Source organism: Azoarcus taiwanensis, assembly GCF_012910885.1.
Taxonomy (GTDB): Bacteria; Pseudomonadota; Gammaproteobacteria; order Burkholderiales; family Rhodocyclaceae; genus Azoarcus_F; species Azoarcus_F taiwanensis.
In genome coordinates this window covers 1-25,507 of the sequence record NZ_WTVM01000056.1, presented here as the reverse complement: position 1 = coordinate 25,507, position 25,507 = coordinate 1, and the positions used below count along the sequence as shown (strand labels likewise).

General features: G+C 62.5%; 21 protein-coding genes. 16 read left to right on the top strand and 5 right to left on the bottom strand.

What is annotated here, in order from left to right:
• Nucleotides 1-15 precede the first annotated feature (15 nt).
• Nucleotides 16-1,113, bottom strand: coding sequence for a ferrochelatase (gene hemH / locus GPA21_RS10740; protein ID WP_168988192.1), 1,098 nt, complete (start codon nucleotides 1,111-1,113; stop codon nucleotides 16-18).
• Nucleotides 1,114-1,158: 45 nt separating this feature from the next.
• Nucleotides 1,159-2,187 (bottom strand): heat-inducible transcriptional repressor HrcA, encoded by a 1,029-nt coding sequence (gene hrcA, locus GPA21_RS10735; RefSeq protein ID WP_168988191.1) that lies wholly within the window; start codon nucleotides 2,185-2,187, stop codon nucleotides 1,159-1,161.
• A gap of 118 nt (nucleotides 2,188-2,305) precedes the next feature.
• On the opposite strand from hrcA, the gene GPA21_RS10730 reads away from it, so the two are divergent.
• Complete coding sequence (locus GPA21_RS10730; RefSeq protein WP_168988190.1) at nucleotides 2,306-3,190, top strand: NAD kinase; 885 nt, start codon at nucleotides 2,306-2,308, stop codon at nucleotides 3,188-3,190.
• A 31-nt stretch (nucleotides 3,191-3,221) separates the two neighbouring features.
• On the top strand, nucleotides 3,222-4,886 hold the full coding sequence (recN, locus tag GPA21_RS10725; RefSeq protein ID WP_168988189.1) for a DNA repair protein RecN: 1,665 nt from the start codon (nucleotides 3,222-3,224) through the stop codon (nucleotides 4,884-4,886).
• 52 nt (nucleotides 4,887-4,938) lie between these two features.
• On the opposite strand, the gene fur is transcribed toward recN, so the two are convergent.
• A complete protein-coding gene (fur, locus tag GPA21_RS10720) occupies nucleotides 4,939-5,376 on the bottom strand; it encodes a ferric iron uptake transcriptional regulator (protein ID WP_168988188.1) in 438 nt (145 codons plus the stop codon).
• A gap of 158 nt (nucleotides 5,377-5,534) precedes the next feature.
• On the opposite strand from fur, the gene GPA21_RS10715 reads away from it, so the two are divergent.
• The 6 genes from GPA21_RS10715 to greA all read left to right on the top strand — a co-directional run bounded on the left by GPA21_RS10715 (nucleotide 5,535) and on the right by greA (nucleotide 14,433).
• On the top strand, nucleotides 5,535-5,951 hold the full coding sequence (locus GPA21_RS10715; RefSeq protein WP_168988187.1) for an outer membrane protein assembly factor BamE: 417 nt from the start codon (nucleotides 5,535-5,537) through the stop codon (nucleotides 5,949-5,951).
• 57 nt (nucleotides 5,952-6,008) lie between these two features.
• Nucleotides 6,009-6,815, top strand: a complete 807-nt coding sequence (dapB, locus tag GPA21_RS10710) for a 4-hydroxy-tetrahydrodipicolinate reductase (RefSeq protein ID WP_168988186.1) — start codon at nucleotides 6,009-6,011, stop codon at nucleotides 6,813-6,815.
• A gap of 61 nt (nucleotides 6,816-6,876) precedes the next feature.
• Complete coding sequence (locus tag GPA21_RS10705; RefSeq protein WP_168988185.1) at nucleotides 6,877-9,396, top strand: response regulator; 2,520 nt, start codon at nucleotides 6,877-6,879, stop codon at nucleotides 9,394-9,396.
• A 142-nt stretch (nucleotides 9,397-9,538) separates the two neighbouring features.
• The gene (carA, locus tag GPA21_RS10700; protein WP_168988184.1) at nucleotides 9,539-10,681 is read left to right on the top strand and encodes a glutamine-hydrolyzing carbamoyl-phosphate synthase small subunit; all 1,143 of its coding nucleotides are present in this window, start codon (nucleotides 9,539-9,541) and stop codon (nucleotides 10,679-10,681) included.
• Between the two features lie 51 nt (nucleotides 10,682-10,732).
• Entirely contained in the window at nucleotides 10,733-13,960 is a 3,228-nt protein-coding gene (gene carB, locus GPA21_RS10695; protein ID WP_168988183.1) for a carbamoyl-phosphate synthase large subunit, read from the top strand.
• Complete coding sequence (gene greA / locus GPA21_RS10690) at nucleotides 13,957-14,433, top strand: transcription elongation factor GreA (protein WP_168988182.1); 477 nt, start codon at nucleotides 13,957-13,959, stop codon at nucleotides 14,431-14,433. The genes carB and greA overlap by 4 nt, the downstream gene beginning before the upstream one ends.
• 58 nt (nucleotides 14,434-14,491) lie before the next feature.
• Here greA and GPA21_RS10685 read toward each other — a convergent pair whose 3' ends face one another.
• A complete protein-coding gene (locus GPA21_RS10685; protein WP_168988181.1) occupies nucleotides 14,492-14,947 on the bottom strand; it encodes a YhbY family RNA-binding protein in 456 nt (151 codons plus the stop codon).
• A 189-nt stretch (nucleotides 14,948-15,136) separates the two neighbouring features.
• Here GPA21_RS10685 and GPA21_RS10680 point away from each other — a divergent pair, with 189 nt between their 5' ends.
• The 6 genes from GPA21_RS10680 (at nucleotide 15,137) to ftsH (ending at nucleotide 22,433) form a co-directional block, all read left to right on the top strand.
• The gene (locus tag GPA21_RS10680; RefSeq protein ID WP_168988180.1) at nucleotides 15,137-15,754 is read left to right on the top strand and encodes an RlmE family RNA methyltransferase; all 618 of its coding nucleotides are present in this window, start codon (nucleotides 15,137-15,139) and stop codon (nucleotides 15,752-15,754) included.
• 44 nt (nucleotides 15,755-15,798) lie between these two features.
• Complete coding sequence (locus tag GPA21_RS10675) at nucleotides 15,799-16,452, top strand: DsbA family oxidoreductase (protein WP_168988179.1); 654 nt, start codon at nucleotides 15,799-15,801, stop codon at nucleotides 16,450-16,452.
• 109 nt (nucleotides 16,453-16,561) lie between these two features.
• Nucleotides 16,562-17,989 (top strand): AAA family ATPase, encoded by a 1,428-nt coding sequence (locus GPA21_RS10670; protein ID WP_168988178.1) that lies wholly within the window; start codon nucleotides 16,562-16,564, stop codon nucleotides 17,987-17,989.
• Nucleotides 17,989-19,554 carry a VWA domain-containing protein gene (locus GPA21_RS10665; RefSeq protein WP_168988177.1) on the top strand — a complete coding sequence of 522 codons (1,566 nt, stop codon included), beginning with the start codon at nucleotides 17,989-17,991 and terminating at the stop codon, nucleotides 19,552-19,554. The genes GPA21_RS10670 and GPA21_RS10665 overlap by 1 nt, the downstream gene beginning before the upstream one ends.
• Nucleotides 19,551-20,390: a Rossmann-like domain-containing protein gene (locus tag GPA21_RS10660; RefSeq protein WP_168988176.1), complete on the top strand. Its 840-nt coding sequence runs from the start codon at nucleotides 19,551-19,553 to the stop codon at nucleotides 20,388-20,390. Before GPA21_RS10665 ends, GPA21_RS10660 begins: the two co-directional genes overlap by 4 nt.
• 147 nt (nucleotides 20,391-20,537) lie before the next feature.
• Nucleotides 20,538-22,433 carry an ATP-dependent zinc metalloprotease FtsH gene (gene ftsH / locus GPA21_RS10655; RefSeq protein ID WP_168988175.1) on the top strand — a complete coding sequence of 632 codons (1,896 nt, stop codon included), beginning with the start codon at nucleotides 20,538-20,540 and terminating at the stop codon, nucleotides 22,431-22,433.
• Nucleotides 22,434-22,496: 63 nt separating this feature from the next.
• Here the strand turns inward: ftsH and GPA21_RS10650 are convergent, their stop codons facing one another.
• Complete coding sequence (locus GPA21_RS10650) at nucleotides 22,497-22,868, bottom strand: hypothetical protein (protein ID WP_168988174.1); 372 nt, start codon at nucleotides 22,866-22,868, stop codon at nucleotides 22,497-22,499.
• Between the two features lie 203 nt (nucleotides 22,869-23,071).
• On the opposite strand from GPA21_RS10650, the gene folP reads away from it, so the two are divergent.
• Together folP and glmM are read left to right on the top strand one after the other, a co-directional pair.
• Complete coding sequence (gene folP, locus GPA21_RS10645) at nucleotides 23,072-23,935, top strand: dihydropteroate synthase (RefSeq protein ID WP_246261901.1); 864 nt, start codon at nucleotides 23,072-23,074, stop codon at nucleotides 23,933-23,935.
• A gap of 71 nt (nucleotides 23,936-24,006) precedes the next feature.
• Entirely contained in the window at nucleotides 24,007-25,359 is a 1,353-nt protein-coding gene (gene glmM / locus GPA21_RS10640; RefSeq protein ID WP_168988173.1) for a phosphoglucosamine mutase, read from the top strand.
• Nucleotides 25,360-25,507: the final 148 nt, after the last annotated feature.

Below are 25,507 nucleotides of genomic sequence, written 5' to 3'. Positions count from 1 at the left end.
GTCGTGGGTCGAGCGTCACTGTTTTGCTCCAAGTTCCTTGGCTCGACCTGCGGCGGCTGCGAGTTCGCTTTCGGCAGGGGCGGCCAGTGTCAGCCAGTTGCCCAAGTGCTCGAGCGCCACGGTTTCGAGCGCCTGGATCCAGTCGTGGCGCTCGTTCAGACAAGGGATGTAGTGGAAGCGCTCACCGCCGGCACCGAGGAACGCGGATTTGCATTCCATTGCGATCTCCTCGAGCGTTTCGAGGCAGTCGGAGACGAAGCCGGGGCACATCAGGTCGACCGACTTCAAGCCGCCATGAGCAAGCTTTTCCAGGGTCGGCTCGGTATAGGGTTGCAGCCATTCCGCCTTGCCGAAGCGGGACTGGAAGGTCACCTGCCAACGCTCGGCCGGCAGTTCGAGTGCTTCGGCGACGAGTCGTGCCGTCTTGTAGCACTCGCAGTGATACGGGTCGCCGAGATCGAGCGAGCGACGCGGAACGCCATGAAAGCTCATCACGAGCTTGTCGCCCTGGCCGTTCTCCATCCAGTGGTCACGCACGCTTTGAGCAAGCGCGGCGATGTAGGCGGGATGGTCGTGAAAGTTGCGTACGAAGCGCAGCTCCGGAAGATTGCGCCAGTGGGTCAGGCAGCGTGCGATTTCATCCATCACGCTGGCGGTGGTGCTGGCGGCGTATTGAGGGTAGAGCGGCAGCACGAGAATGCGTGTGCAGCCCTTGGCTCGCAGCGCGTTCAGAGTGTCGGGAATCGACGGAGCGCCATAGCGCATGGCCCATGCGACACGCAGGTCGGGTTGTCCGGCCTTGTGCAGATAACCTGCAAGCAGCTTGGCCTGCTTCTCGGTGTGCGCTTTCAGCGGCGAGCCTTCGTCGGTCCATATGCTGGCGTATTTCTCGGCTGACTTGGCTGGTCTCAGATTGAGGATGATGCCATTGAGAATTGGCCACCATACGAGTTTCGGAATCTCGACGACGCGAGGATCGGAAAGAAACTGTTTGAGGTAGGGGCGAAGTCCGGCAGCAGTCGGTGTCGATGGCGTGCCAAGATTGACAAGCACGATCCCGGTCGTCGGTGCCGTGCCGTGGGTGTATTCGGGTTCGGGCCAGAAGCGCGCCATGATCATCCTTTCTAGTATTCAGTCGGTGCGACAGCGTGCAAGCGCTCAGTCACGCGAGGACAAGGCGTTGGACAGCAGGCGGGCGGTGATGTCCACGATAGGGATGACGTGATGATAGGCCATCCGCGTGGGGCCGATGACGCCAACCGAGCCGACCAGCTTGCCGTCGATTTCGTAGCTGGCAGTGACCACGCTGCAGTCGTCGAGTTCGGACAGGCCGGATTCGCCGCCGATGAAAATCTGCACGCCCTTGGCCCTTTGCGACAGGTCGAGCAATTGCATCATGCTGGTCTTCCGTTCAAAGAGCTTGAACAGCTCCCGGATGCGAGTCATGTTCGACGACAGATCCTCGACGTCGAGCAGGTTGGTCTCGCCGGAGAGTACGTAACGCTCGTCGGTTTCCTGCATGGCCTCGTTGCCTGCTTCGACCGCCGCTGCCATCAACTCGCTGATGTCACTGCGCAACTGGCTCAGCTCGCGCTGCAGGCGGCCGCGCATCTCCTCGAAGGAGAAGCCCGAGAAGTGCGCAGTCAGGTAATTCGCCGCCTCGACCAGTTCGGATGCACTGTAGGGTCGCTGTGTGAGCAGAATGCGGTTCTGCACATCGCCCGCCGTGGTGACGATGATCAACAGGATTCGCGTTTCGGACAGGCTGATGAACTCGATCTGCCGGATGCGAGCTACGTCGTGACGCGGGCTGACGACGATCCCCGCGAAATGGGTGAGGTCGGACAGTAGCTGCGATGCGGTACTGATGAGGCGTTGTGGCTGGCTGGGCTGCAGTTGCCCTCGCAACTCCAGGATCCGGTTCTGTTCCAGGGGTTGGACGGTGAGCAGCGAGTCGACGAAGAAGCGATATCCTTGGGCGGTCGGCATGCGCCCGGCCGATGTGTGCGGGCTGGTGATGAAACCCATCTCTTCGAGATCGCTCATCACGTTGCGTACTGTCGCCGGCGACAGTTCCAGGCCGGAGTGACGGGAAAGCGCACGAGAGCCCACCGGCTGACCTTCGGCGATGTAGCGTTCGATTAGCGTCTTCAGCAGGATTCGTGACCGGGTGTCGAGCTCATTCATGGCAGAGACGATTCTATATCAGTGCCCCGGCCTGGCAAGCCGATCTCTGTCGGGGTTCCGTGCGCTGCGAGAGTGGTCTGGCACCAGCGCGATCGCCTAATGTGGTTTAATCGCGGGCATGAAGGCGCACTTCGAAACCATTGCTATCGTAGGCAAATACCAGAGTCGGGATGTGGCCGACGCGGTGCTGCTCATTGCGGCATTTCTGCGCGAGCGTGGGCTCACGGTGTGGATCGAGCAGGGCACCGCGAGTTCAATCGGGATGGCCGGTGGCTATGCGGTGGCGACTTACGATGAGATCGGTGCCAACAGCGATCTGGCGCTGGTGCTGGGCGGTGACGGCACCCTGTTGAATACCGCGAGACGACTGGCGGAGCACGATGTGCCGCTCATCGGTGTAAACCAGGGACGGCTCGGTTTTCTCACCGACGTTGGGCGTGAGGAGGCCGTGGATCGCTTGACCGAGATGCTTGCCGGCCAATACTCGGAAGAGCGGCGTTCGATGCTCAACGTCGAGGTCTTGCGTAATGGAGATCGGGTGTTTCGCACGCTGGCGCTGAACGATGTCGTCGTCAATAAGGGCGACATCGGCCGAATGATCGAGTTCGACGTCTCCATCGACAGTGAATTCGTCTACACCCAGCGCTCAGACGGGATGATTGTCACCACGCCTACCGGCTCGACGGCCTACGCGCTCTCGGCCAACGGGCCGATTCTTCATCCCAATGTCGGAGGCATCGCGCTCGTGCCGCTTTGCCCACATGGTTTGACCGCCCGCCCGATTACCCTGCCGGACAACTGCACAATCGATATCGCGCTGTTGCCACCGCACGACGCCAGAGTGCACTGCGACGGTCAGACGCATTTCGATGCACGCTCGGGTGATTGCGTGCGTATTTCGCGTTCGCCGAACGTGGTGCGCTTGCTGCACCCGCCCGGGTACAGCTACTTCGCGATGCTGCGCGAAAAGCTCCACTGGAGCGCCGTGCCCCGGTTGCCCTGAAGCGTCCCCTTTCCTGCAATCCGAGTAATCCATGCTGCGACGACTAACCATTCGCGATTTCGTCATCGTCGATCGTCTAGAGCTCGACTTTGGTGCCGGCTTCGGTACGCTCACCGGCGAGACTGGCGCCGGCAAGTCCATCCTGCTGGACGCACTCGGACTTGCCTTGGGAGGGCGCGCAGATGCCGCCAGTGTGCGCACTGGTCGGGACAAGGCCGATATCACTGCGGAGTTCGACCTGCCCGACGAGGGTCCGCTCGCGCAGTTGCTCGAAGGTTTCGATATTCCGCTGGAGGAGGGGTTGGTCCTGTTGAGACGCGTCGTCGAGGCAGGAGGGCGCTCCCGCGCATGGATCAATGGAGTGCCGGCGACGCTCGCACAGTTGCGTGAAACGGGCGAGTACCTTGCCGACATCCACGGCCAGCATGCCCACCATGCCTTGCTACGCCAGGACGCTCAACGCGCGCTGGTGGACGCGCATGCCGGCGCCCGCGAGCTCGCGGGCGAGGTTGCGGCGCTTTATCGCGCCTGGCTGAAGATGTCTCAGCGCCGCAACGAGGCAGAGCGTGATTCGGCAGCGGCCGAACGTCAGCGTGAGATGCTGGAATGGCAGCTCGAGGAGATCACGCAGCTCGCCTTCGATTCTCGGGAGTGGGACGAGCTCAATGCGGAGCAGAGTCGTCTCGCGCATGCCGCTTCGCTGATCGAAGGAGCGGAAGCGTCGCTCGCGCTTCTGGCTGAGGGTGAAGTCACGATCACGGCGATGCTGCAGAGCCTCAATGCACGAGTCGAGGCGATGGCCGAGATCGACCCGGCTGTCGAAGAGGCGAGGGAGTTGGTCGCCGGTGCGGCGATACAGGCCGATGAGGCCTTGCATGCCATGCGCAGATACCGGGACCGATTGGATCTCGACCCGGGTCGCCTTGCCGAGCTCGATCGCCGTATCGGCGCAATCATGGATGTTGCGCGCAAGCATCGTGTCCAGCCGGAAGACTTGCCCGACCTGAGGGCGCGCTGGGCCGATGAGCTCGCGGAACTTACCGAGCGGGCAGATCCGGCCAGACTCGCGCAGCTCGAGACCGAGGCGCATGAGGCCTATCTCGTCGCCGCAAGGAAGCTGAGTGCACGACGCAAGCCGGCAGCGGCAGCGCTGTCGCGCGAGGTGACTGAGGCGATGCAAGGGCTCGCGATGACCGGCGGCTGTTTCGAGGTCGCGCTGGTGGCCGACGAAAGCGGGAGCGCAAACGGGCTCGAGCAGATCGAGTTTCGGGTCGCAGCCAATCCGAACCAGCCCTTGCGATCGCTTGCGAAAGTCGCCTCCGGTGGCGAGTTGTCGCGCATCGGCCTGGCGATTCAGGTGATGACGAGCAGGGAGTCCGCGACCCCGACACTGATTTTCGACGAGGTGGACGTCGGAATTGGCGGTGGTGTCGCGGAGATCGTCGGCACCATGCTAAGTCGGCTGGGACGCGACCGTCAGGTCCTGTGCGTGACGCACCTGCCGCAGGTGGCTGCGTGTGCGGACTGGCAATGGCGCATATCCAAGCAGCAGGTGGACGAGGGCGTGATCAGCAGGGTTGTCGAACTCGATGACGAGGAGCGTATCGAGGAAGTGGCGCGCATGCTCGGCGGCGTGAATATCACCGCCACGACGCGCAGCCACGCGGCTGAGATGCTGCGCAGGGAGTCGGTCTAGCCGTCTCGCCGGGCGAAAGGTGCGGTTTGACGCACCGCGTTGGACCCCCGGATCAATCCGTCTTTTCGCGGTGCGGGCAATCCGTCTTGATGCATTCGGCGTAGAGATACAGGGCGTGGTCCTTGACTTCGAAACCCCGCTCTTTTGCAATGCGCACCTGGCGCTGCTCGATCTCGGGATCGAAAAATTCCTCGACGTGCCCGCAGCCGAGACAAACCAGGTGGTCGTGGTGGCCACCTTCGTTGAGTTCGAAGACTGCCTTGCCAGCCTCGAAGTAGTGCCGCTCGAGCAGCCCAGCCTGTTCGAACTGGGTCAGCACCCGATAAACGGTTGCCAGACCGATATCCATGCCCTCGGACATCAGCGAACGGTATACGTCCTCGGCGGTCAGGTGGCGTAGTTCCGAATGCTGAAACAGGTCGAGGATTTTCAGCCTGGGATAGGTCGCCTTGAGGCCGATGTTCTTCAGATTCTTGGAATTGTCGGTCATTGGAACCCCTTGGGGTGTTAGCTTTGGCGCTGTGCCGTGGGTCACATCAGCGAGCACTGCGTATGAGCGAACCGGCTCGAGTCGCCCTATGATATATTTTTCGACTCGTTCTGAGAACGATTCCATTCTTCAAGTATTTCCACCTTCTTGCCAGTCACATGCACTCAAAAACCCTACTAGCGGTGGTTTCCGCGGCCCTCGTGCTCACGGCTTGCTCTTTCGATGCGCTCACCGACCGGGTTAACCCCTATCGAATCGACGTGCGACAGGGCAACTATGTCGATCAGTCCATGGTCGCCCAGCTTCGGCGCGGCATGACCCGCGAGCAAGTTCGCTTCGTGCTCGGCACTCCGCTGGTGGTGGATGTCTTCCGTGAAGACCGCTGGGACTACGTGTATCTGTTCCAGCCCGGCCGTGGGCCGGCGGAGCAGCGCGTGATCAGCGTATTCTTCGTTGATGATCTGCTCGACCGTGTCGACGGTGATGTGGTTGCAGCCGACGGAAGCGAGACGGTTGGCGCGACGACGGAGCGTAGCCGGGTGGTCGAGATCGAAGCGCCCCAGCGACGTCGCTGAGGCAAGAGTGGATGCAATGACGACGAGTCCTGCCGGGATTCGCGCGGGAGAGGATTAATGAACAAGGTTCGCGTGGCGGTCGCTGGTGCGTCCGGACGAATGGGGCGCATGCTGGTGGAGGCTGCGCTGAACGATGATGCGATCGAGCTGGCATCGGCATTCGAACAACCGGGCTCGGCCTTCGTTGGTCGCGACGTCGGTGAAACCAGCGGGGCGGCAACCGGTGTCATTATTGGCGACGATGCGCGGACGGCGATCTCGGCAGCGGACTGTGTGATCGATTTCACGCGCCCGGAAGGTACGCTTCGACATCTGGCCCTTGCGCGGGAGTTGGGCAAGGCGGTGGTCATCGGTACGACCGGCCTTGGGACCGACGACAAGGTTGCCGTCGAACAGGCATCACGCGACGTGCCGGTGGTGTTCGCCCCGAACATGGCAGTTGGCGTCAATGCCGTGTTTCGTCTTCTCGAGGTGGCCGCGAAGATTCTCGATGAGGGCTATGACATCGAGGTGATCGAGGCGCACCATCGTTTCAAGGTCGACGCGCCGTCTGGCACCGCGTTGCGTATGGGTGAGATCGTAGCGCGTGAGTTGGGTCGTGATCTGGAACACTGTGCCATCTGCGGCCGCGAGGGTGTGACCGGCGAGCGCAAGAGCGAGACCATCGGCTTTTCGACGATTCGTGGTGGCGATATCGTCGGCGACCACACGGTGTTGTTCGCCGGCCTTGGCGAGCGCATAGAGATTACTCACAAGTCGGGCAGTCGCATGCCGTACGCGGTCGGCGCGATGCGTGCTGCCCGCTTCCTTTCCGGGAGACGGAACGGCTTGTTCGATATGCAGGACGTTCTGGGGTTGCGATGACTCGCAGCGAGGCTGGTTCGCCTGCATGGACTGATGGCGCGAGTGCGCGACCGGAGGTCTGATGTCGGAATCCTGGCAACCCGACTCTGCGTCGAGCAATGAGCGCACCGGTCTGGAAGCCGAGAACGCGCGCCTGCGGGCGGCTCTGGTCGACGCCGAGCAGCGCCTCGCGGAGGTCACCGATCGTCTCAGTCGGGGGCTGCATGCCGTTGGCGCCGGCTACTGGCAACTCGATCTTGGTAGTGGGCGCTTTGACGTTGATCCTTTCTGGTTGCAGCATTTTGGCGAGACGCTTGCCGTCGGTGACAAGGATGCGGTTCGACGCGACTGGCAGCGCTGGCTGCACGACGAGGACGTAGAACGCGCCGAGCGACTGCTCAAGGCTCATGTGAAGGGTGATCTGCCAGCCTTCGAGTCCGATATCCGGGTCAGATCCTCCGGTGATGAATGGCGCTGGTTGCTTGTTGCCGGTCGGGTTGACGGCAAGCAGGAAAACGGCCGCTGGAAGCGGATTGTCGGCACGTTTCTTGACGTGACTGCCCGCAAGGAGGCTGAGCAGGCTCTGGTGGCGGCCAAGGAGGCGGCCGAGGCGGCCAGCAAGGCCAAGGACCAGTTTCTTGCGAACATGAGCCACGAGATCCGGACGCCGATGAACGGAATCATCGGCATGACCGAGTTGCTCCTCGACAGCACGCTCGCTCAGGAGCAACGTGATTACCTGCGCACGGTGAAGTCTTCGGCGGAATCGCTGCTGGTGATCATCAATGACATCCTGGACTTCTCGAAGATCGAAGCCGGCAAGCTCCAGCTCGAGAGCGTCGAGTTCTCTCTGCAGGAGTTGTCATCCGACCTGGCCAAGGCGATGGCACTCAACGCACACAGGCGCGGCGTTGAACTCTTCTGCCAGATCGCCAGCGACGTGCCGTCGCGTGTGCGTGGTGATCCGGGTCGCTTGCGGCAGGTGTTGCTGAATCTGCTCGGCAATGCGGTCAAGTTCACTCATGAGGGTGAGATCGCGCTGAGCGTTCGTGTCGAGGAGTGTGAGGGTTCGCGTGCTCGTCTCGAATTCGCGGTCCGCGATTCCGGAATCGGAATCCCCGAAGAGCGGCAGGAAGCCATCTTCGACGTATTTACCCAGGCCGATTCGAGTACGACCCGCAAGTACGGTGGTACCGGGCTCGGATTGTCCATTTGCCGTCAACTGGTTCAACTGATGGGTGGTCGCCTGGCGCTCGTCAGCAGTCCCGGGACTGGAAGCACCTTCAGCTTCTCGGTCGACTTCGAGGTCGTTCGCGGAGCGAGCGCACCGAATGCCGGTTCGCTTGCGCGTGCCAAGGTTCTGGTGGTCGAGCCCAATCCGCCGCTTGGCAGGCACCTTTGTTCGCTGTTGTCTGCAGCGGGCTTGCGACCCGTGCTGGCAACCCGCGTCGACTCCGCCATCGAACAACTGCACGCGGAGCGTAGCGGATTCGATCCCTACGGATTCATGCTCCTCGATGCTGCCTTGCCGGACGACGGCGCATTCACTCTCGCCGAGCGACTTGCGGGCGAGGGTGCAACGCTGGATCGCGTGGTGATGATGTTGTCCAGTCACGAGCAGAACAACGAGATTGCGCGTTGCGACAAGCTGGGCATCACCGCGCGCATCGCCAAGCCTTTCATGCTGGACGAGGTCTTGGGCGCGCTCGTTCTGGCGCGTGACGGGCCGCTTGAAGATGAGGTTCCCGATTTTCTGAAGTTCGATCCTCAGGCGACGATCAGCGACTCGCTCGCGGGTGACAGGCAGGAGCTCAGCGTTCTGCTTGTCGAGGACAATCTCGTCAACCAGACGATCGCGGTGAAGATGCTCGAGCGGGCCGGATGCTCGGTGACGGTCGCCAACGATGGCCAGGAAGCCCTCGACATGTTCGAATGCGACCGCTTCGACGTGGTGTTCATGGACATGCAGATGCCGGTCATGGGGGGGCTCGAAGCAACCCGGGCGATACGGGCTCGCGAGGCGCGCCATAGCTGGGTCATGTCTTCTGGCAACTGGCGCCCGGTGCCAATCGTCGCGATGACCGCCCATACCAGCGATGCCGACCGGATACAGTGCATGGAGGCTGGCATGGACGATTTCGTGACCAAGCCGGTCCGCCCTGCGGAACTCTATGCAGTGCTCACACGGGTGGCTACGGATGAAACCGAATCGCTCGAGAGCTCGAATGAGTTGATGTTTCTTGAAAGCACGCCGGGCGGACAGTCCGAGGATGCTGACCTCGAGCAGACGCTCGAGTTGCTCGATGGCGACACAGAGGCTTTGCAGCAACTGCTTCAGATCTATTTTCGTGACATCAACAAGACCATGACGGATCTGCGCCAATGTCGCGCCAAAGAGGATTTCGCGAGGCTGGCTGAAGTGGCGCACAGCACCAAGGGGTCGGTAGGCGTCTTCTTCGCCTCTGTCGCCGCAGACTCTGCCGCCCGGGTTGAAAAGCTCGCGCGTGCCGGCGACCACGCGGTGTTCGGAACGCCGCTTACCGAGCTTCTGACCAATCTGGACAGACTCAGCAAGATTCTCCGGCAGTCGCTTCGGGCCTGAACGCGTTTGCGTCGCCCCTTCCCGAACGATATAATTTAGGGGTTTCAGCGGGATAGGCCAGCGGGCCCGTCCCGTTTTTTCACGTATGGGGGCGCCCGCCGGTCCGTCGCCTCCTTCACTCGGTTGAATTCAGGAGTTTGTCGTGACTGCATCACAGTCAGCCTTGTTGGCGCTCGCCGACGGCACCGTTTTCGTGGGCAAGAGCATTGGAGCGACCGGCCGCACCGTCGGCGAAGTCGTCTTCAATACGTCGATGAGCGGGTACCAGGAAATCCTTACCGACCCCAGCTATTGCCGGCAGATTGTCACGCTCACCTATCCGCACATCGGCAACACCGGAGTGAATCCCGAAGATGTCGAGGCCTCGCGCGTGCATGCTGCCGGACTCGTCATTCGCGATTTGCCCCTGCTGGCGTCCAACTTCCGCATGGATCGTTCGCTCGATGCCTACTTGCGCGACGAGAACATCGTTGCCATCGCAGACATCGATACCCGCAAACTGACTCGCATCCTGCGCGAAAAGGGGGCGCAGCCCGGTTGCATCATGACCGGTGATGCGAGTGGTCCTCCCAGCGCCGAGGCGGCCATCGCTGCTGCTCGCGAGTTTCCCGGTCTGGCAGGGATGGATCTTGCACGCGAGGTCAGTGGCGCAGAGACCGTCGAGTGGGGAGAAACCGAATGGGTGCTTGGCGAGGGCTACGGCCGCGCCGAGTCGCCGCGCCATCATGTGGTCGCATACGATTTCGGCGTCAAGCGCAATATCCTGCGCATGCTCGCCAGTCGTGGTTGCCGCCTCACGGTGGTGCCGGCGCAGACCCCGGCTGCCGACGTGCTGGCGATGAATCCGGACGGCATCTTCCTTTCGAATGGCCCCGGCGACCCGGAGCCCTGCGATTACGCGATCGCCGCGATCCGCGAATTCCTGGCCAAGGGCATTCCCACGTTCGGTATCTGCCTTGGCCATCAGCTGATGGCCCTGGCCTCCGGTGCGCGGACGATGAAGATGAAGTTCGGCCATCACGGCGCCAACCACCCGGTCAAGGATCTGGACAGCGGACAGGTGCTGATTACCAGCCAGAACCACGGGTTTGCAGTGGATCCGGATTCGCTTCCGGACAATCTGCGTGCGACCCACGCCTCGCTGTTCGACGGCAGCCTGCAAGGGCTTGCGCGCACCGACGTGCCGGCGTTCTGCTTCCAGGGGCATCCGGAGGCGAGCCCTGGCCCGCACGATGTGGCTTATCTGTTCGACCGCTTTGTGAGCATGATCGAAGCCCGCAAGTGATTTCCGCAGCCGCCGTGGCGGCTGCTCAAACGGCAATATCGAGGTTAGGCGATGCCTAAGCGCACAGACATTCAAAGCATTCTCATCATCGGCGCCGGCCCGATCATCATCGGTCAGGCCTGCGAATTCGACTACTCCGGCGCCCAGGCCTGCAAGGCCTTGCGCGAAGAGGGTTACCGGGTGATCCTGGTCAACTCCAATCCGGCAACGATCATGACCGACCCGGGTACCGCCGATGTCACCTACATCGAGCCGATTACCTGGCAGATGGTCGAGCGCATCATCGAGAAGGAACGCCCCGATGCGGTCCTGCCGACCATGGGCGGCCAGACCGCGCTGAACTGCGCGCTGGACCTTGCCCGTGAAGGCGTGCTCGATAAGTACGGTGTGGAACTCATCGGTGCCTCGCGTGAGGCCATCGACAAGGCCGAGGATCGTCTCAAGTTCAAGGACGCGATGACCAAGATCGGACTTGGCTCGGCCCGCTCGGGCATTGCGCACAGCATGGAAGAGGCGCTGCAGGTGCAGGGTGGTATCGGCTTCCCGGTGATCATCCGTCCGAGCTTCACACTGGGCGGCACCGGTGGCGGAATCGCCTACAACATGGAAGAGTTCGAGGAGATCTGCAAACGCGGCCTCGAAGCCAGCCCGACCAACGAACTGCTCATCGAGGAGTCGCTGATCGGCTGGAAGGAATACGAGATGGAAGTCGTGCGCGACCGCGCCGACAACTGCATTATCGTCTGCTCGATCGAGAACCTCGACCCGATGGGTGTGCACACCGGTGACTCGATCACGGTCGCACCCGCGCAGACGCTGACCGACAAGGAATACCAGCTGCTGCGCAACGCCTCGATTGCGGTGCTGAGAGAGATCGGCGTCGACACCGGTGGCTCCAACGTGCAGTTCGCGATCAATCCGGACGATGGCCGCATGATCGTCATCGAGATGAATCCGCGGGTGTCGCGTTCGTCCGCGCTCGCCTCCAAGGCTACCGGCTTTCCGATCGCCAAGGTCGCAGCCAAGCTCGCTGTGGGCTACACCCTGGACGAACTGAAGAACGACATCACCGGCGGTGCAACGCCGGCTTCCTTCGAGCCGTCGATCGACTACGTCGTCACCAAGATTCCGCGCTTCGCGTTCGAGAAATTCCCGCAGGCCAACGACCGCCTGACCACCCAGATGAAGTCGGTGGGCGAAGTCATGGCCATGGGTCGCTGTTTCCAGGAGTCGCTGCAGAAGGCGCTGCGTGGCCTCGAGGTCGGCGCCTACGGTCTGGACGAAGTCGAGACCGACCGCGAGGATCTCGAGCACGAGCTGATCAACCCGGGCGCCCAGCGTATCTGGTATCTGGGGCAGGCTTTCCGCGAGGGTTACACCCTCGAGGAAGTCTTTAACCTGACCAAGATCGACCCGTGGTTCCTCGCCCAGATCGAGGACATCGTGCGCACCGAGAAGTCGCTCGCCGGCCGTTCGCTCAAGGCGATCAAGGTTGACGAGTTGCGTGGGCTCAAACGCAAGGGCTTCTCCGATCGTCGTCTCGCCGGTCTGCTCGGTTCCGATGAAACCGCGGTTCGCCTGCATCGTCATGCGTTGGGCGTTCGCCCGGTGTTCAAACGGGTGGATACCTGCGCGGCCGAGTTCGCCACTTCGACCGCCTATATGTACTCCACCTACGAGGAAGAGTGCGAGGCGCGGCCGACCGACAAGAAGAAAATCATGGTGCTCGGCGGCGGACCGAACCGGATCGGGCAGGGCATCGAGTTCGACTACTGCTGCGTGCATGCTGCGCTTGCGCTGCGCGAGGACGGCTACGAGACCATCATGGTCAACTGCAACCCCGAGACCGTGTCCACCGACTACGACACCTCGGATCGCCTGTATTTCGAGCCGATCACGTTGGAAGACCTGCTCGAAATCGTGCACATCGAGAAGCCGGTCGGCGTCATCGTGCAGTTCGGTGGTCAAACGCCGCTCAAGCGTGCCCGTGCGCTCGAAGCCAACGGTGTGCCCATCATCGGCACCACCCCGGACATGATCGACGCTGCAGAAGATCGCGAGCGCTTCCAGAAGCTGCTCAACGATCTCGGCCTCAAGCAGCCGCCCAACCGCACTGCGCGCACACCGGAAGAGGCCGTGCGACTCGCCGCCGAAATTGGCTATCCGCTGGTGGTTCGCCCGAGTTACGTGCTTGGTGGCCGCGCAATGGAAATCGTGCATGAGCAGCGTGATCTCGAGCGCTACATGCGCGAGGCGGTCAAGGTGTCCAACGAGTCGCCTGTGCTGCTCGACCGCTTCCTGAACGACGCCACCGAGGTCGACGTCGATGCGCTGTCCGACGGCAAGCAGGTGATCATCGGCGGGATCATGGAGCACATCGAGCAGGCTGGCGTCCACTCGGGCGATTCCGCATGCTCGCTGCCGCCTTATACGTTGTCGGTTGCGCTTCAGGACGAGCTTCGCCGTCAGACCGAGTCCATGGCTCGTGGCCTGAACGTGGTGGGCCTGATGAACGTGCAGTTCGCGATTCAGGGCGAGGGCGACAACGCGACGGTCTTCGTGCTCGAGGTCAATCCACGCGCCTCGCGCACGGTACCCTTCGTGTCCAAGGCCTGCGGTTTGCCGTTGGCCAAGATTGCCGCTCGCTGCATGGCCGGCCAGTCACTCGCCAGCCAGGGCGTCACCGGCGAGGTGGTGCCGTCGTACTACTCGGTCAAGGAAGCGGTCTTCCCCTTCGTCAAGTTCCCCGGCGTTGACACCATCCTCGGGCCGGAGATGAAGTCGACCGGTGAGGTCATGGGTGTCGGGCCGAGCTTCGCCGAAGCCTTCGTAAAGTCTCAGATCGCAGCCGGCACCAAGTTGCCGACCAAGGGTTGTGCCTTCATCAGCGTCAAGCACGGTGATCGCCCGGTGGCGGTCGAGGTGGCCCGCATGCTGGTCGAACAGGGTTTTACCCTGGTCGCCACGCGTGGCACCGCTGCCACCATCGAGGCTGCCGGCCTGCCGGTCAGGGCGGTGAACAAGGTCAACGAAGGACGGCCGCATGTGGTCGATCTGATCAAGAACGGTGAGGTCTCGCTGGTCATCAACACCGTAGAGGAGAAACGTCAGGCAATCATGGATTCGCGCTCGATCCGCACCAGCTCACTGACGGCGAAGCTCACGGTCTTTACGACCATCGAGGGCGCTCGTGCCGCGTGCATGGGCATGCGACACCTCGACGGGCTCGACGTGTACAGCCTGCAATCCCTGCACGCGCAACTGAACCCCGCAGCATGAACAAGACACCTTTGACCGTAAATGGCGCGGAGGCGCTCAAGGCTGAGTTGCATCGACTCAAGACCGTCGAACGTCCCAACGTCATCGCCGCGATTGCCGAGGCTCGTTCACACGGCGATCTGTCCGAAAACGCCGAGTATGACGCGGCCAAGGAACGCCAGGGTTTTCTGGAAGGGCGCATCAAGGAGCTCGAGGCCAAGCTGTCCAATGCTCAGATCATCGACCCCAAGCTGCTCGACGCGGACGGTCGCTGTGTTTTTGGCGCCACGGTGGAACTCGAGGACCTTGAAAGTGGCGATACCGTCACCTACCAGATCGTGGGCGACGACGAGGCGGACGTAAAGGCCGGCAAGATCTCGGTGAGCTCGCCGATCGCGCGTGCGCTGATCGGCAAGTATTCCGGCGATATCGCTGAGGTGAGGGCGCCCGGCGGCGTTCGGGAGTACGAAATCATCGACGTGCGTTACGTCTGAGGTGCGAGCGAAAACACAACGGGCCGCACATTGCGGCCCGTTGTGTTTAATTCCAAGTTTAACGGTTGCGACCGGATCCGCCCGGTTTGGCGCCTCGAGGCGCTTTCCGCCGGCGCTCGGCCGCCTCGCGCATCAGCGCCGAGCGCCTTGCGTTGGCGGCGAACACCCGGGCGGATTTCGCCTTGGAGGGGCGCTTGTCGCCGGTGAGCTTGGTGGCTGCGGCGCCGCTGGGTCTTTCCTCTTCTCGGCGTTTGCGCCAAACCACGAGAATGGTGCCGATGTGCTGCACCGGGGCGGCTTCCAGAGCGTTGCAGACCTCGTGCATGAGCATCTCGCGATCGTTGCGCTCGACGCCGTGCACCTTGATCTTGATGAGTTCATGTGCTTGCAGGCTGCGCTCGATCTCCTGCATGACCGCTGGGGTGAGGCCGTTGCCGGCGATGCTGACGACGGGGTTGAGATGGTGGGCGCTGGCGCGCAGTTCCCGGCGCTGTGCTGGGCTGAGTTCGATCATGGATGGTTCTCGTATTTGAAAAGGACCGCTCGCTCGGGCCGTTACGGCTCAGCGTTGCTGGGCGGTTCTCGGAAACAGGGGACACGTGCTGGTATCGTGGCAGCCGACATCCTTAAGCCAAAGGTCGGCGTCTGACCGAAAACGGCGCTTCGGTCTCAATTTTTTTTGCCAAGGACGAATTCTACTCCGATGAAGCGAACCAAGACCAGCAAAGCGTGGATGATGGAGCATGTCAATGACGCTTACGTGCAACGTGCCAAGGCGGAGGGCTACCGGGCACGCGCAGCGTACAAACTGCTCGAGATCGACGACCGTGACCACCTGTTGCGTCCGGGCATGACCGTCGTCGACCTTGGCGCTGCCCCTGGCTCGTGGAGTCAGGTGGCAGTCAAGCGCTGTGCTGGGGGGCGGGTCTTCGCACTTGACCTGCTGGCTATCGAGCCGATTACCGGTGTCGACTTCATCCAGGGTGATTTCAGCGAGGACCGCGTCCTCGATGAGCTCACCGCGGGGCTCGGGGGCTCGCGGGTGGATGTAGTGTTGTCTGATATGGCGCCCAACATGTCCGGCATCGAGCTGACCGACCAGGCGCGCTCGATCCATTTGGCCGAGCTCGCCCTTGACTTCGCCGTCAATCATCTCCGCGAGGGCGGCGCCTTCGTTGTCAAAGTGTTCCAGGGGGCGGGCTTCATGGAGTTCCGTGAAGAGGCAAGACAGCATTTCCGGACCCTGGCCGTGCGCAAGCCCAAGGCCTCGCGCGACCGCAGCCCGGAAGTCTATCTGCTCGGCACCGGTTTCAAGGGTTGAGGGGGCGGGTTCCGCTCCTGAGTGAGTTTGAGGAGAGTAATCGCATGGCTTTGGTCGTGGACGTGGTGTCGGACTTCGTTTGTCCGTGGTGTTTTCTGGGGCGCAGACGTTTGAAGGCGGCGCTTGCCAGCCTGCGCGCCGAGCGCCCGGGGCTGGCAGTTCAGGTCAATTGGCTGCCGTATTTCCTCAATCCCGGCACTCCGGTCGCCGGTGAGCCCTACAGGCCTTTTCTCGAAGCCAAGTTCGGCGGACGGGCTGCGGTCGACCGATTGCTGGCCGACGTCAGTCAAGCCGCCAGCGATGAGCTGAGCTTCGATTTCGAGCGTATCGCCTTGCGACCCAATACGCTGCGTGCGCACCGCTTGTGCTATCGGGCGCAATCCTTGGGCTATCGATCCGACCGGGTGGACGCCCTTGTCGAGGCGATCTTCGTCGCCTATTTTCAGCAGGGGCGGGATATCGGCAGTATCGAGACACTGGCCGACATCGCTGCGGAGTGCGGCGACCGGCGAGAAGCGGTCGTCGAGTACTTGAGCGGCCCGAGCGACGAACAAGCTGTCCGCAAGATGGCGAGCCAGGTGCAGAAGCAGGGTGTGACAGGGGTGCCTTTCTTCATCATCGATCGACGAATCGCAGTATCCGGTGCTCAGACCGCGACTGCAATGGGGGCCGCACTGAGACAAGTCCTGTCGGACTGAGCAGGGTCAAGGCGCGCTGATCTGCGCCGATCCATCATTGAGGTTTAATGGCGCTGATGGACTGGAGTCGTTGGTGCTCGGCTGACGAACGAGCGCCGCGGAGGAGGATATGGTGGAACAGCTTTCCTCATCGGATTCACGAACCACCTGGGCTGGTCGGGAGCGCCTCGCCGGTTTGCTGGACGCCTTGGAGAGCGGCTTGGTGGAGCGCAGGCGCGAACTGCGCATGGCGCTGCTGGCTGCGCTTGCAGCGGAGCACACCCTCCTGATCGGACCGCCCGGCACTGCCAAGAGCGAGCTCGCTCGCCGCTTGCAGCGTGCCTTCGGCGACGTGCGTTACTTTGAGCGGCTGCTGACCCGTTTCACTGTGCCGGAGGAACTGTTTGGGCCGTTGTCGATAAGCGCGCTCGAACAGGATCGTTATGAGCGTCATGTGGCCGGGTTTCTGCCGGACGCCTCGATTGCGTTCATCGATGAGGTTTTCAAGGCCAATAGCGCGATTCTCAATGCCTTGCTCACACTGCTCAACGAACGGGAGTTCGACAATGGTGCGGGGCGTATCGCCTGCCCGCTGATCAGCGTGATCGGAGCGACCAACACGGTGCCGGAAGACGAAGTGGGGGAGGCGTTTCTTGATCGCTTCCTGATGCTGGTGCCGGTTGTGCCGGTCAGCGAGGACGGTTTTCTCGCACTGCTTGCCATGCCGACCGGGGTTAATCTTGATGTCCGGGTGGCGCCGCTGGACAAGGCCGAGCGTGCGGCGCTGGCAGAGGCGGCTGAGAATGTCGCACTCGAACCACTGGTCGGGTTTCTGCTTGCCGAACTGCGCGCCTGGATGGTCGCACAGGCGTGCTACGTCTCGGACCGACGCTGGGTCAAGATCGTGCATGTACTGCGCACCGCTGCGGCGAGCGAGGGTCGTTCTGTCGTGAGTCGTTGGGATCTGGGGCTGCTGCCGTGCTGTGTCTCGGCCGACGCACAGGTGCAGCACGCGGTAAGCGATTGGCTGCTCGACCGTTTAGGGGTTGGCGTCCGGTGTCTGCCGGAGCGCCTGCCTCGCGTCGTTGAGGCGTTTGAGGCGCAGCTGCTTGCCGAGCGTGAGGCCAACGATCTGGACTACGACGAGAGCGGTCGCCTGCGCTTTTCTCCCGAGGCGCTGGCCGGGGAGGTGGGTGATGCCAAGGGCGGTGCGGGGGCGTTGCGCATGACAGCGGCGCGCAAGCGGCGTTATGGTCAGACCCACATCGATGCACGAGTGGGCCAGATCGACGAGGCCCTGTCGCGCATGTGTGATTACGATGCCGAGCTTGCCACCCAAGTGCGGGACTTCGAGGCTTTCGAGGCGGCCAGTCTGTGGATCGAACCCGGTTTCTTGCGTCTGGTGAGGTCGGGTCTGGATGCAAGCGGAGCGCGCCTGCGTGATCTGAGGGCGCGACTGCTTGCCGCGCGTGCCGGTTTCGAGGCGCTTCCGCGCCTGCTTCCGGACCCGGGCACCGCGCCGGACCCGGTTCCGCATCCCGTTTTGACCACTGACTGATGGACGTTGCAGTCGAACTGTTTCAGCGTGCCGAAGCGCGTCTTTCAGCGCTCGAGCAATTGCCTCGTGCCTTGTGGCTCGGTGGCTTGACGAACGCGCTCGGCCGTCTGCCCGAGCGGCTGGATTCGCTTCTCGACTGGCGGGAGTCGCTGCTCGAAGGATGCCTGCCGAAGCAGGCTGCCTTGCGTTGGCCTGGTGGGCGTCTGGCCGGGGGACTGATCGCGTGTATCGATTCCCTTGCCCTGCCGCGCTATTGCGCCGGCTCCGAAGCGATGAGCGACATGTTGCTGCAAAGCCTGTTGTTTCACTGCGACTTCATCGTGGATTATCGAGACCGGGGTGCGAGCCAGTCGGAGGCCGAGGACAGGGTGATCGAAGCCTTCGCTGCAGACTGGGAGTCACGCCGGGGCGAGATCGACAGCCTCATCGATGTGCTTGGCGATGCCGATGAACTTCTCAAGCACTGCCGCTGGGATACGCTCCAAGGTCTGTTGCGGAGTACCGAGTGGGAGGAGGTGGTTCGGATCCGCCTCCTCATCGAACGACTGCCGGAACTCGTTGCGATCATTCGACGCCTGGGACGCGGTCGCGATGCCGAGCAGACGGTCGATGACGCGGCCTGCCGGTCCGAGCGTGAGCTCGGGCCCGTCGGCGTGACGGTTGCCGCGGCGACAGTTTCGGTGCCCGAACTGCCGGGCGAAACCCGCGGAGTCCACCGTTCCGGGCGTGTGGCGCGAATGCTTCCGGTCGAGGCGATGCAGTTGCGCCATCCCCGCTTGCGTCTGGCCTGGCATGCGCGACGTGCCGAACGGGCCTTGCTTGCGTTCGAGGATGACGAGCGTTTCGGCTCGACGGTGTTCGACGCCGAGCCGGTTTGGCGCGAGGTGTGTCGACCTGCGCCTCGTCGTGAGTCTGGTCCCATCCTGGTTTGCGTGGATACCAGCGGCTCGATGCGCGGTGGTGCCGAGGCGGTCGCCAAGGCCGTGGTACTCGAGTGTGCGCGGGTCGCCCTGACTCAGCGCCGACCCTGCCATCTGTTCGCATTCGGTGGTGAGGGCGAGGTGATGGAGATCACCGTCGGGGGCAAGGCGTCGGACTGGCCGGCGTTGGTGAGCTTTCTTGGAAGCAGCTTTCATGGTGGGACCGATATATGCGGTCCGATCGAATCCGTGCTGGCGCGCATGCAGTCAGCCGATTGGCGGCTCGCGGACCTGTTGCTGGTGACCGATGGCGAGTTTGGTGCAACGCCCGAGCTGGCTGCAAGGTTGGAAGAGGCGCGTGGTGATCTTGGACTGCGCGTGCAGGGCATGCTGATTGGCGACCGCGAAACCATCGGTCTGCTGGAATTGTGTGACGATATCCATTGGGTGAAGGATTGGCGTCGCTTCGGCGGTTCGTCCAGTGATTCGCCAGTACACAGTAGTCGCCTTACTGCAGAGTATTTTCCCGGCGCCCTTCGCGGGGCAGGGCAGCGCAATGCCACCCTTACGGGTAGCGAAGCCTCCCGGGTGGTGCGTGGGACAGCGCTCGATAGTGGATCGACCGGTGAGGGAGGAGTGTCATGAGAATCGTCGAAGCGTTCATCGACTGCTTCGAGCGCGCGGCTGACGCCGGGCTGCGTCCGCGTATCCGGAGAGTGTGTCTGCCGAGGCCAGAGGTGGTGGATAGCCGGCGAGGTGAGTTCTGCGCTCTGCAACTCGACGACGGCACGCTCGGACTGTCCTACGTGCTGCTCGACGATACGCTCGAGCGACTTCATGCCTCGACAGCGCTCGAGGCAATGACGGGCCGCGAGGCCCTCGAGCTCGCGCGGGGCTGGGCGTCGACCGACAACGTGTCGCGGACGCTCGGGTTTGCCGCCATCAACGCACTGACTCGCAGCCTGTTCGATCGGGCGGGTTTTGCTCCCGGCAGCAAAGCCGACAGTCTCGGCGGCATCGATCCGTCGCCCGGCGATCACGTGGGCATGGTCGGCCATTTCACACCGCTTATTCCGCGGGTACTTGCGAGTGGCGCGCGCCTCACGGTCATTGAGCTCAAGACGGAGTTGCTTGGCGAGCATGAGGGCTACCGGGTGACCGCCAATGCCGACGAACTCGGCAACTGCAACAAAGTCTTATGTACCAGTACTGTGTTACTGAACGATACCCTCGACTCGATCCTCGGACGCTGTCGCGGGGCCGAGCGGCTCGTGCTGTTGGGGCCCGGTGCGAGCTGTCTGCCGGATCCGCTGTTTTCGAGAGGGGTGGACGGGCTGGCGGGGAGTTGGATCGTCGACCCCGGTGGCGTGGTCGAATCGCTCGCGCGGGGTGAATCATGGAGTCAGCACGCTCGCAAATTCGTTCTTCTGCGCGACGACTATCCAGGGCTCGACGCGCTCCTCGCGCGACTTCGGGGATGAAGTGCAAGCCGGGCCCCATTGGCGCATTCACACCATGCCAGGGCGATTACCATTTTCGATCGCGATCATTGGTTTGCTCGTGGGAACGTTCGCTAATAGAATGGGTCAGTTCATTGCCGCCCCTGCCGGGCATACAAGGAAAAGACGTTGAATAATCTGTTCAAAAATCTTGCGATCTGGATGGTGATCGGCGTCGTGTTGATGACGGTTTTCAACCAGTTCAACACGCGACAGGTTGCGCCCAACACCATGGAGTATTCGCAGTTCATGGATGAAGCGCGGGCGGGCCGCGTGACCAAGGCGGCCATCGACGGTCGCGTGGTCAAAGCGACAATGCAGGACGGACGTCAGGTCACGGTCTACACCCCGGGCGTGCAGGACATCTGGATGGTGTCCGATCTGATGCGCGGCGGCGTTGCGGTTACCGCCGCCAAGCCGGACGATGACCAGTCCTTCCTGATGAGTATCTTCGTCTCCTGGTTCCCGATGCTGCTGCTGATCGGCGTGTGGATCTTTTTCATGCGTCAGATGCAGGGTGGTGGCCGCGGTGGGGCATTCTCCTTCGGCAAGTCCAAGGCCAGAATGCTCGACGAGTCTGCCAACTCCCTGACTTTCGCCGACGTTGCCGGCTGCGACGAAGCCAAGGAAGAAGTGGCTGAACTGGTCGACTTCCTGCGCGATCCGTCTCGCTTCCAGAAGCTCGGTGGTCACATTCCCAAGGGCGTCCTGATGGTCGGCTCGCCGGGTACCGGCAAGACGCTGCTTGCCAAGGCGATCGCAGGTGAGGCCAAGGTGCCATTCTTCTCGATCTCCGGTTCGGACTTCGTCGAAATGTTCGTCGGCGTCGGTGCCGCACGGGTGCGCGACATGTTCGAGCAGGCCAAGAAACACGCACCGTGCATCATCTTCATCGACGAGATCGACGCCGTTGGTCGTCAGCGCGGTGCCGGTATGGGCGGCGGCAACGACGAGCGCGAGCAGACGCTGAACCAGTTGCTCGTCGAAATGGATGGCTTCGAAGGTCAAACCGGCGTGATCGTTATCGCAGCGACCAACCGCCCGGACGTTCTCGACCCGGCGCTGCTGCGTCCCGGCCGCTTCGACCGCCAGGTCGTGGTGCCGCTGCCGGATATCCGTGGCCGTGAGCAGATTCTAAAGGTGCACATGCGTAAGGTGCCGATTGCGCCGGACGTCGAGCCGGTAGTGCTTGCGCGTGGCACCCCGGGTTTCTCCGGTGCGGATCTGGCCAACCTGGTCAACGAAGCGGCGCTGTTCGCCGCTCGCGGCGCCAAGCGACTGGTCGACATGGAGGACTTCGAGCGCGCGAAGGACAAGATCATGATGGGCGCCGAGCGCCGCTCCATGGTCATGCCCGAGGAAGAGCGCAAGAACACCGCCTACCACGAATCCGGTCACGTCCTTGTCGCCAAGATGCTGGACAAGACCGACCCGGTGCACAAGGTCACCATCATCCCGCGCGGTCGGGCGCTGGGTGTGACCATGCAGTTGCCGGAGTCCGATCGCTACAGCCAGGACCGCGAGCGCATCCTGCAGACCATCGCGGTTCTGTTCGGTGGGCGGATCTGTGAAGAGATCTTCATGAACCAGATGACCACTGGCGCATCGAACGATTTTGCCCGCGCGACGGATCTCGCGCGCCGCATGGTGACGCAGTGGGGCATGTCCGACAATCTGGGTCCCATGGTCTACGGCGAGGAGGAGGGTGAAATCTTCCTCGGCCGCCAGGTGACCACGCACCGCAACGTCTCCGAGGCGACGATGCAAAAGGTCGATGTCGAAATTCGTCGCATCATCGACCAGCAGTACACGCTGGCGCGTCGTCTCATCGAGGAGAACAAGGACAAGATTGAGGCGATGACCCAGGCCCTGCTCGAGTGGGAAACGCTCGATGCTGAGCAGATCAACGACATCATGGAGGGTAAGCCGCCGCGCCCGCCGAAGCAGGCCGGCGAACCGCCCAAGCGTCCGAGGGACGATGCGCCTCCCAGTGCCGAACCCAATGCCCCGGCGCCCGCCGCCTGACCGCGTTTGCCAGCAGAAAAAAGAGACCGGCCGAGGCCGGTCTCTTTTTTCAGGCGAAGGGTTTCAGATTGGATGATCCTGAAAGAGCCGAGTGCAGTTTCGCAAGCCGCGGCGCTTGTCGAAAGCCATGCAGTGAGCGCTCGTCGTGCAGTCGATCTCGAACTGGGCCGGTTCGCCGTTCTGGTAGCCTGACAGGTCAAGCAGGTCGAGAAAGCGACGAGCGCTTTTCAAGCCTTTCAGGATGGTGATCCGACCGTTGCTCGAACACAGCCATCGGCCATCCACGGAGATCGCATAGCATTGTTGTTCGGGGTCGGCGTCGCCCAATTGCTGACTGCCCGAAATCGGATGCAACCGGGCTTCGACCGGTGCGTGGTGAAAATGGGTTGCCGCGACCGTGTCGAGCCAGGTCGCGATCTTGCCTTCAACTCTCATGCTGACTCCTCCTCCGCAAACCGTCACGATGCGATATTGCACTGCTGCCCGGCCCGCTCTGCAGGCGGCTTCGGGCATACAGCCATGCATCATGACTTAAATTTAATTATGAACCTTTTTCCCCTTCGAGCAACGTCTGCCAACTCAAGCGGATGCAGACCGTGAAGTTTGCCGCGGATGTGTTTCACACTGGAGACGCTTTCATGACAACTCGGCATATGATCAAAAACTGCGTGTTGAACTGTGGTCGGTTTCAACTCGACCTCTCGCGACCGCACATCATGGCGGTGCTCAACGTGACGCCGGACTCCTTTTCCGGCGACGGCCTCGTGGGGCGTCTCGACAAGGCCTTGCGACAAGCAGAGGCAGCCGTTGAAGCGGGCGCTGACATTCTGGATGTGGGTGGCGAGTCGTCGCGCCCAGGTGCTGCTCCAGTCAGTGCTCAGGAAGAGTTGGATCGCGTGCTGCCGCTCGTCGAGCGGCTGGCCGACTGGGCGGTCCCGGTGTCGGTGGACACCGTCAAACCACAGGTGATGCAGGCGGCGATCCGCGCGGGCGCAGCGATGATCAACGACATCGCCGGTTTTCGAGCCGAAGGTGCGATTGAGGCGGTGGTCGGCTCCGATGCGGCCCTGTGCGTGATGCACATGCGGGGCGAACCGCGCACGATGCAGTCCGCGCCGCAATACGCCGATGTGGTGGGCGAGGTGGCCGAATTCCTTATCGAGCGGGCTGCGGTGTTGCGGACCGCTGGGGTCGATGCCTCACGTGTGGTCCTTGATCCGGGATTCGGCTTCGGCAAGACGCTTGAACACAATCTCGCCTTGCTGGCCGCACTGCCCCGGTTGGCTGCAAAGGGGTATCCGGTGCTTGCGGGGCTGTCGCGCAAGTCGATGCTCGGGGCCATTACCGGTCGCGCAATCGATGAGCGTGTCACGGCGAGCGCGGCGGCCGCGCTGCTTGCGGCAGAGCGGGGCGCTGCGATCGTGCGTGTACATGATGTCGCAGAGACGCGCGATGCACTGGCGGTGCTCCGCGCACTGGCTGAATTCGAAGCGTGTCGTTGAATTCGCACGTGAGCGTTAAACCTGGAAACCAAGGATGTCATAATTCCACTTTTGGCAAAGTTGGCGCGATCATGGCGAGAAGGTATTTCGGCACCGACGGGGTGCGCGGCAAGGTGGGCGAAACCCCGATCACACCGGATTTCGTGATGCGCCTCGGTTATGCAGCGGGCCTCGCGCTGGTGAGGCGTGAGCACCTGCCGGCCGGCGAGCGGCCGGCGGTGCTTATCGGCAAGGACACCCGGATTTCGGGCTACATGCTTGAGGCAGCTCTGGAGTCCGGCTTTTCAGCGGCCGGGGTGGACGTCATGCTCGCCGGGCCTGTACCGACCCCCGCCGTCGCCTATCTCACGCGCGCGCTGCGTCTGCAGGCTGGCGTCGTGATTTCAGCCTCTCACAACCCTTATTTCGACAACGGCATCAAGTTCTTCTCGGCAAATGGCACCAAGTTGCCGGATGCGGTGGAGCTCGAAATCGAGGAGTGGGTGGATCGACCGATGGGTTGCGTGGACTCCGCCAATCTCGGCAAGGCGCGCCGCATCGAGGATGCCGCAGGGCGCTACATCGAGTTCTGCAAGAGTACGTTCCCCAATGAACTCGACCTGCGAGGCATGAGGATCGCGCTGGACTGCGCGCACGGTGCCGCGTACCACATCGCGCCAAGTGTGTTTCACGAACTGGGCGCCGAGGTATTTCCCGTGGGGGTATCGCCCAATGGCCTGAACATCAATGACGGCGTGGGAGCAACCCGTCCAGAGAGTCTGCGGCGGGCGGTGCTGGAGAGCAGGGCCGACATTGGCATCGCACTCGACGGCGACGGCGACCGCTTGATCATGGTCGATGCGGCCGGAGAGACCTACGACGGGGACAAACTGCTCTACGTCATCGCCAGGGATCGCAAGGCCGCTGGCACGCTCGACGGCGTGGTCGGAACGCTTATGAGCAATCTCGGTTTCGAACATGCGATCGACAGGCTCGGGGTGCCATTCGACCGCGCCAAGGTTGGCGACCGCTACGTGCTCGAACTGCTTCACCGGCGGGGCTGGAAGCTCGGCGGCGAAAACTCGGGGCACATCATCTGCCTCGATTGCCACACCACCGGAGACGGTATCGTTTCTGCACTCCAGGTGCTCACCGCGCTAAAACGTCATGGCCAGACGTTGGCCGAGGCGTGCAGCGATCTGGTCTTCTACCCACAAAAGCTCATCAACGTTCGTCTGCCGGCAGGGTTCGACTGGCAGTCGGCGTCAGCGATCGCGAAGGCTGAAGCGGGGGCCGCCGCCGAGCTGGGTAGCGAGGGCAGGGTGTTGCTGCGCCCGTCCGGCACCGAGCCGCTGTTGCGGGTCATGGTGGAGGGGGCGGACGCGGAGCGGGTCGAGCGCCTTGCCAGGGAAATCGCCGGGGTGGTCGAGCAGGCGGTAGCCTGAGGACCGAGCCTGATCGACATTTCTGATTTGTGCAGCGCGATTTAATCTTTCTGTAACGAAGCATCACGACAATGCGTTCTCGGAAGACACGGTACGCCACACGGGCGGCCGGTTCCAAGATCTACATCACCAAAGAGGATGATTGTCA

Excerpts from the sequence above, each read along its gene's own strand:
- hemH (WP_168988192.1), bottom strand. The coding sequence starts at position 1,113 with ATGGCGCGCTTCTGGCCCGAACCCGAATACACCCACGGCACGGCACCG.
- dapB (WP_168988186.1), top strand. The coding sequence starts at position 6,009 with ATGAACAAGGTTCGCGTGGCGGTCGCTGGTGCGTCCGGACGAATGGGG.
- GPA21_RS10730 (WP_168988190.1), top strand. The coding sequence starts at position 2,306 with ATGAAGGCGCACTTCGAAACCATTGCTATCGTAGGCAAATACCAGAGT.
- GPA21_RS10660 (WP_168988176.1), top strand. The coding sequence starts at position 19,551 with ATGAGAATCGTCGAAGCGTTCATCGACTGCTTCGAGCGCGCGGCTGAC.
- GPA21_RS10680 (WP_168988180.1), top strand. The coding sequence starts at position 15,137 with ATGAAGCGAACCAAGACCAGCAAAGCGTGGATGATGGAGCATGTCAAT.
- GPA21_RS10670 (WP_168988178.1), top strand. The coding sequence starts at position 16,562 with ATGGTGGAACAGCTTTCCTCATCGGATTCACGAACCACCTGGGCTGGT.
- GPA21_RS10705 (WP_168988185.1), top strand. The coding sequence starts at position 6,877 with ATGTCGGAATCCTGGCAACCCGACTCTGCGTCGAGCAATGAGCGCACC.
- GPA21_RS10675 (WP_168988179.1), top strand. The coding sequence starts at position 15,799 with ATGGCTTTGGTCGTGGACGTGGTGTCGGACTTCGTTTGTCCGTGGTGT.
- folP (WP_246261901.1), top strand. The coding sequence starts at position 23,072 with ATGACAACTCGGCATATGATCAAAAACTGCGTGTTGAACTGTGGTCGG.
- greA (WP_168988182.1), top strand. The coding sequence starts at position 13,957 with ATGAACAAGACACCTTTGACCGTAAATGGCGCGGAGGCGCTCAAGGCT.
- GPA21_RS10665 (WP_168988177.1), top strand. The coding sequence starts at position 17,989 with ATGGACGTTGCAGTCGAACTGTTTCAGCGTGCCGAAGCGCGTCTTTCA.
- GPA21_RS10650 (WP_168988174.1), bottom strand. The coding sequence starts at position 22,868 with ATGAGAGTTGAAGGCAAGATCGCGACCTGGCTCGACACGGTCGCGGCA.
- glmM (WP_168988173.1), top strand. The coding sequence starts at position 24,007 with ATGGCGAGAAGGTATTTCGGCACCGACGGGGTGCGCGGCAAGGTGGGC.
- fur (WP_168988188.1), bottom strand. The coding sequence starts at position 5,376 with ATGACCGACAATTCCAAGAATCTGAAGAACATCGGCCTCAAGGCGACC.
- GPA21_RS10715 (WP_168988187.1), top strand. The coding sequence starts at position 5,535 with ATGCACTCAAAAACCCTACTAGCGGTGGTTTCCGCGGCCCTCGTGCTC.
- carB (WP_168988183.1), top strand. The coding sequence starts at position 10,733 with ATGCCTAAGCGCACAGACATTCAAAGCATTCTCATCATCGGCGCCGGC.
- GPA21_RS10685 (WP_168988181.1), bottom strand. The coding sequence starts at position 14,947 with ATGATCGAACTCAGCCCAGCACAGCGCCGGGAACTGCGCGCCAGCGCC.
- hrcA (WP_168988191.1), bottom strand. The coding sequence starts at position 2,187 with ATGAATGAGCTCGACACCCGGTCACGAATCCTGCTGAAGACGCTAATC.
- recN (WP_168988189.1), top strand. The coding sequence starts at position 3,222 with ATGCTGCGACGACTAACCATTCGCGATTTCGTCATCGTCGATCGTCTA.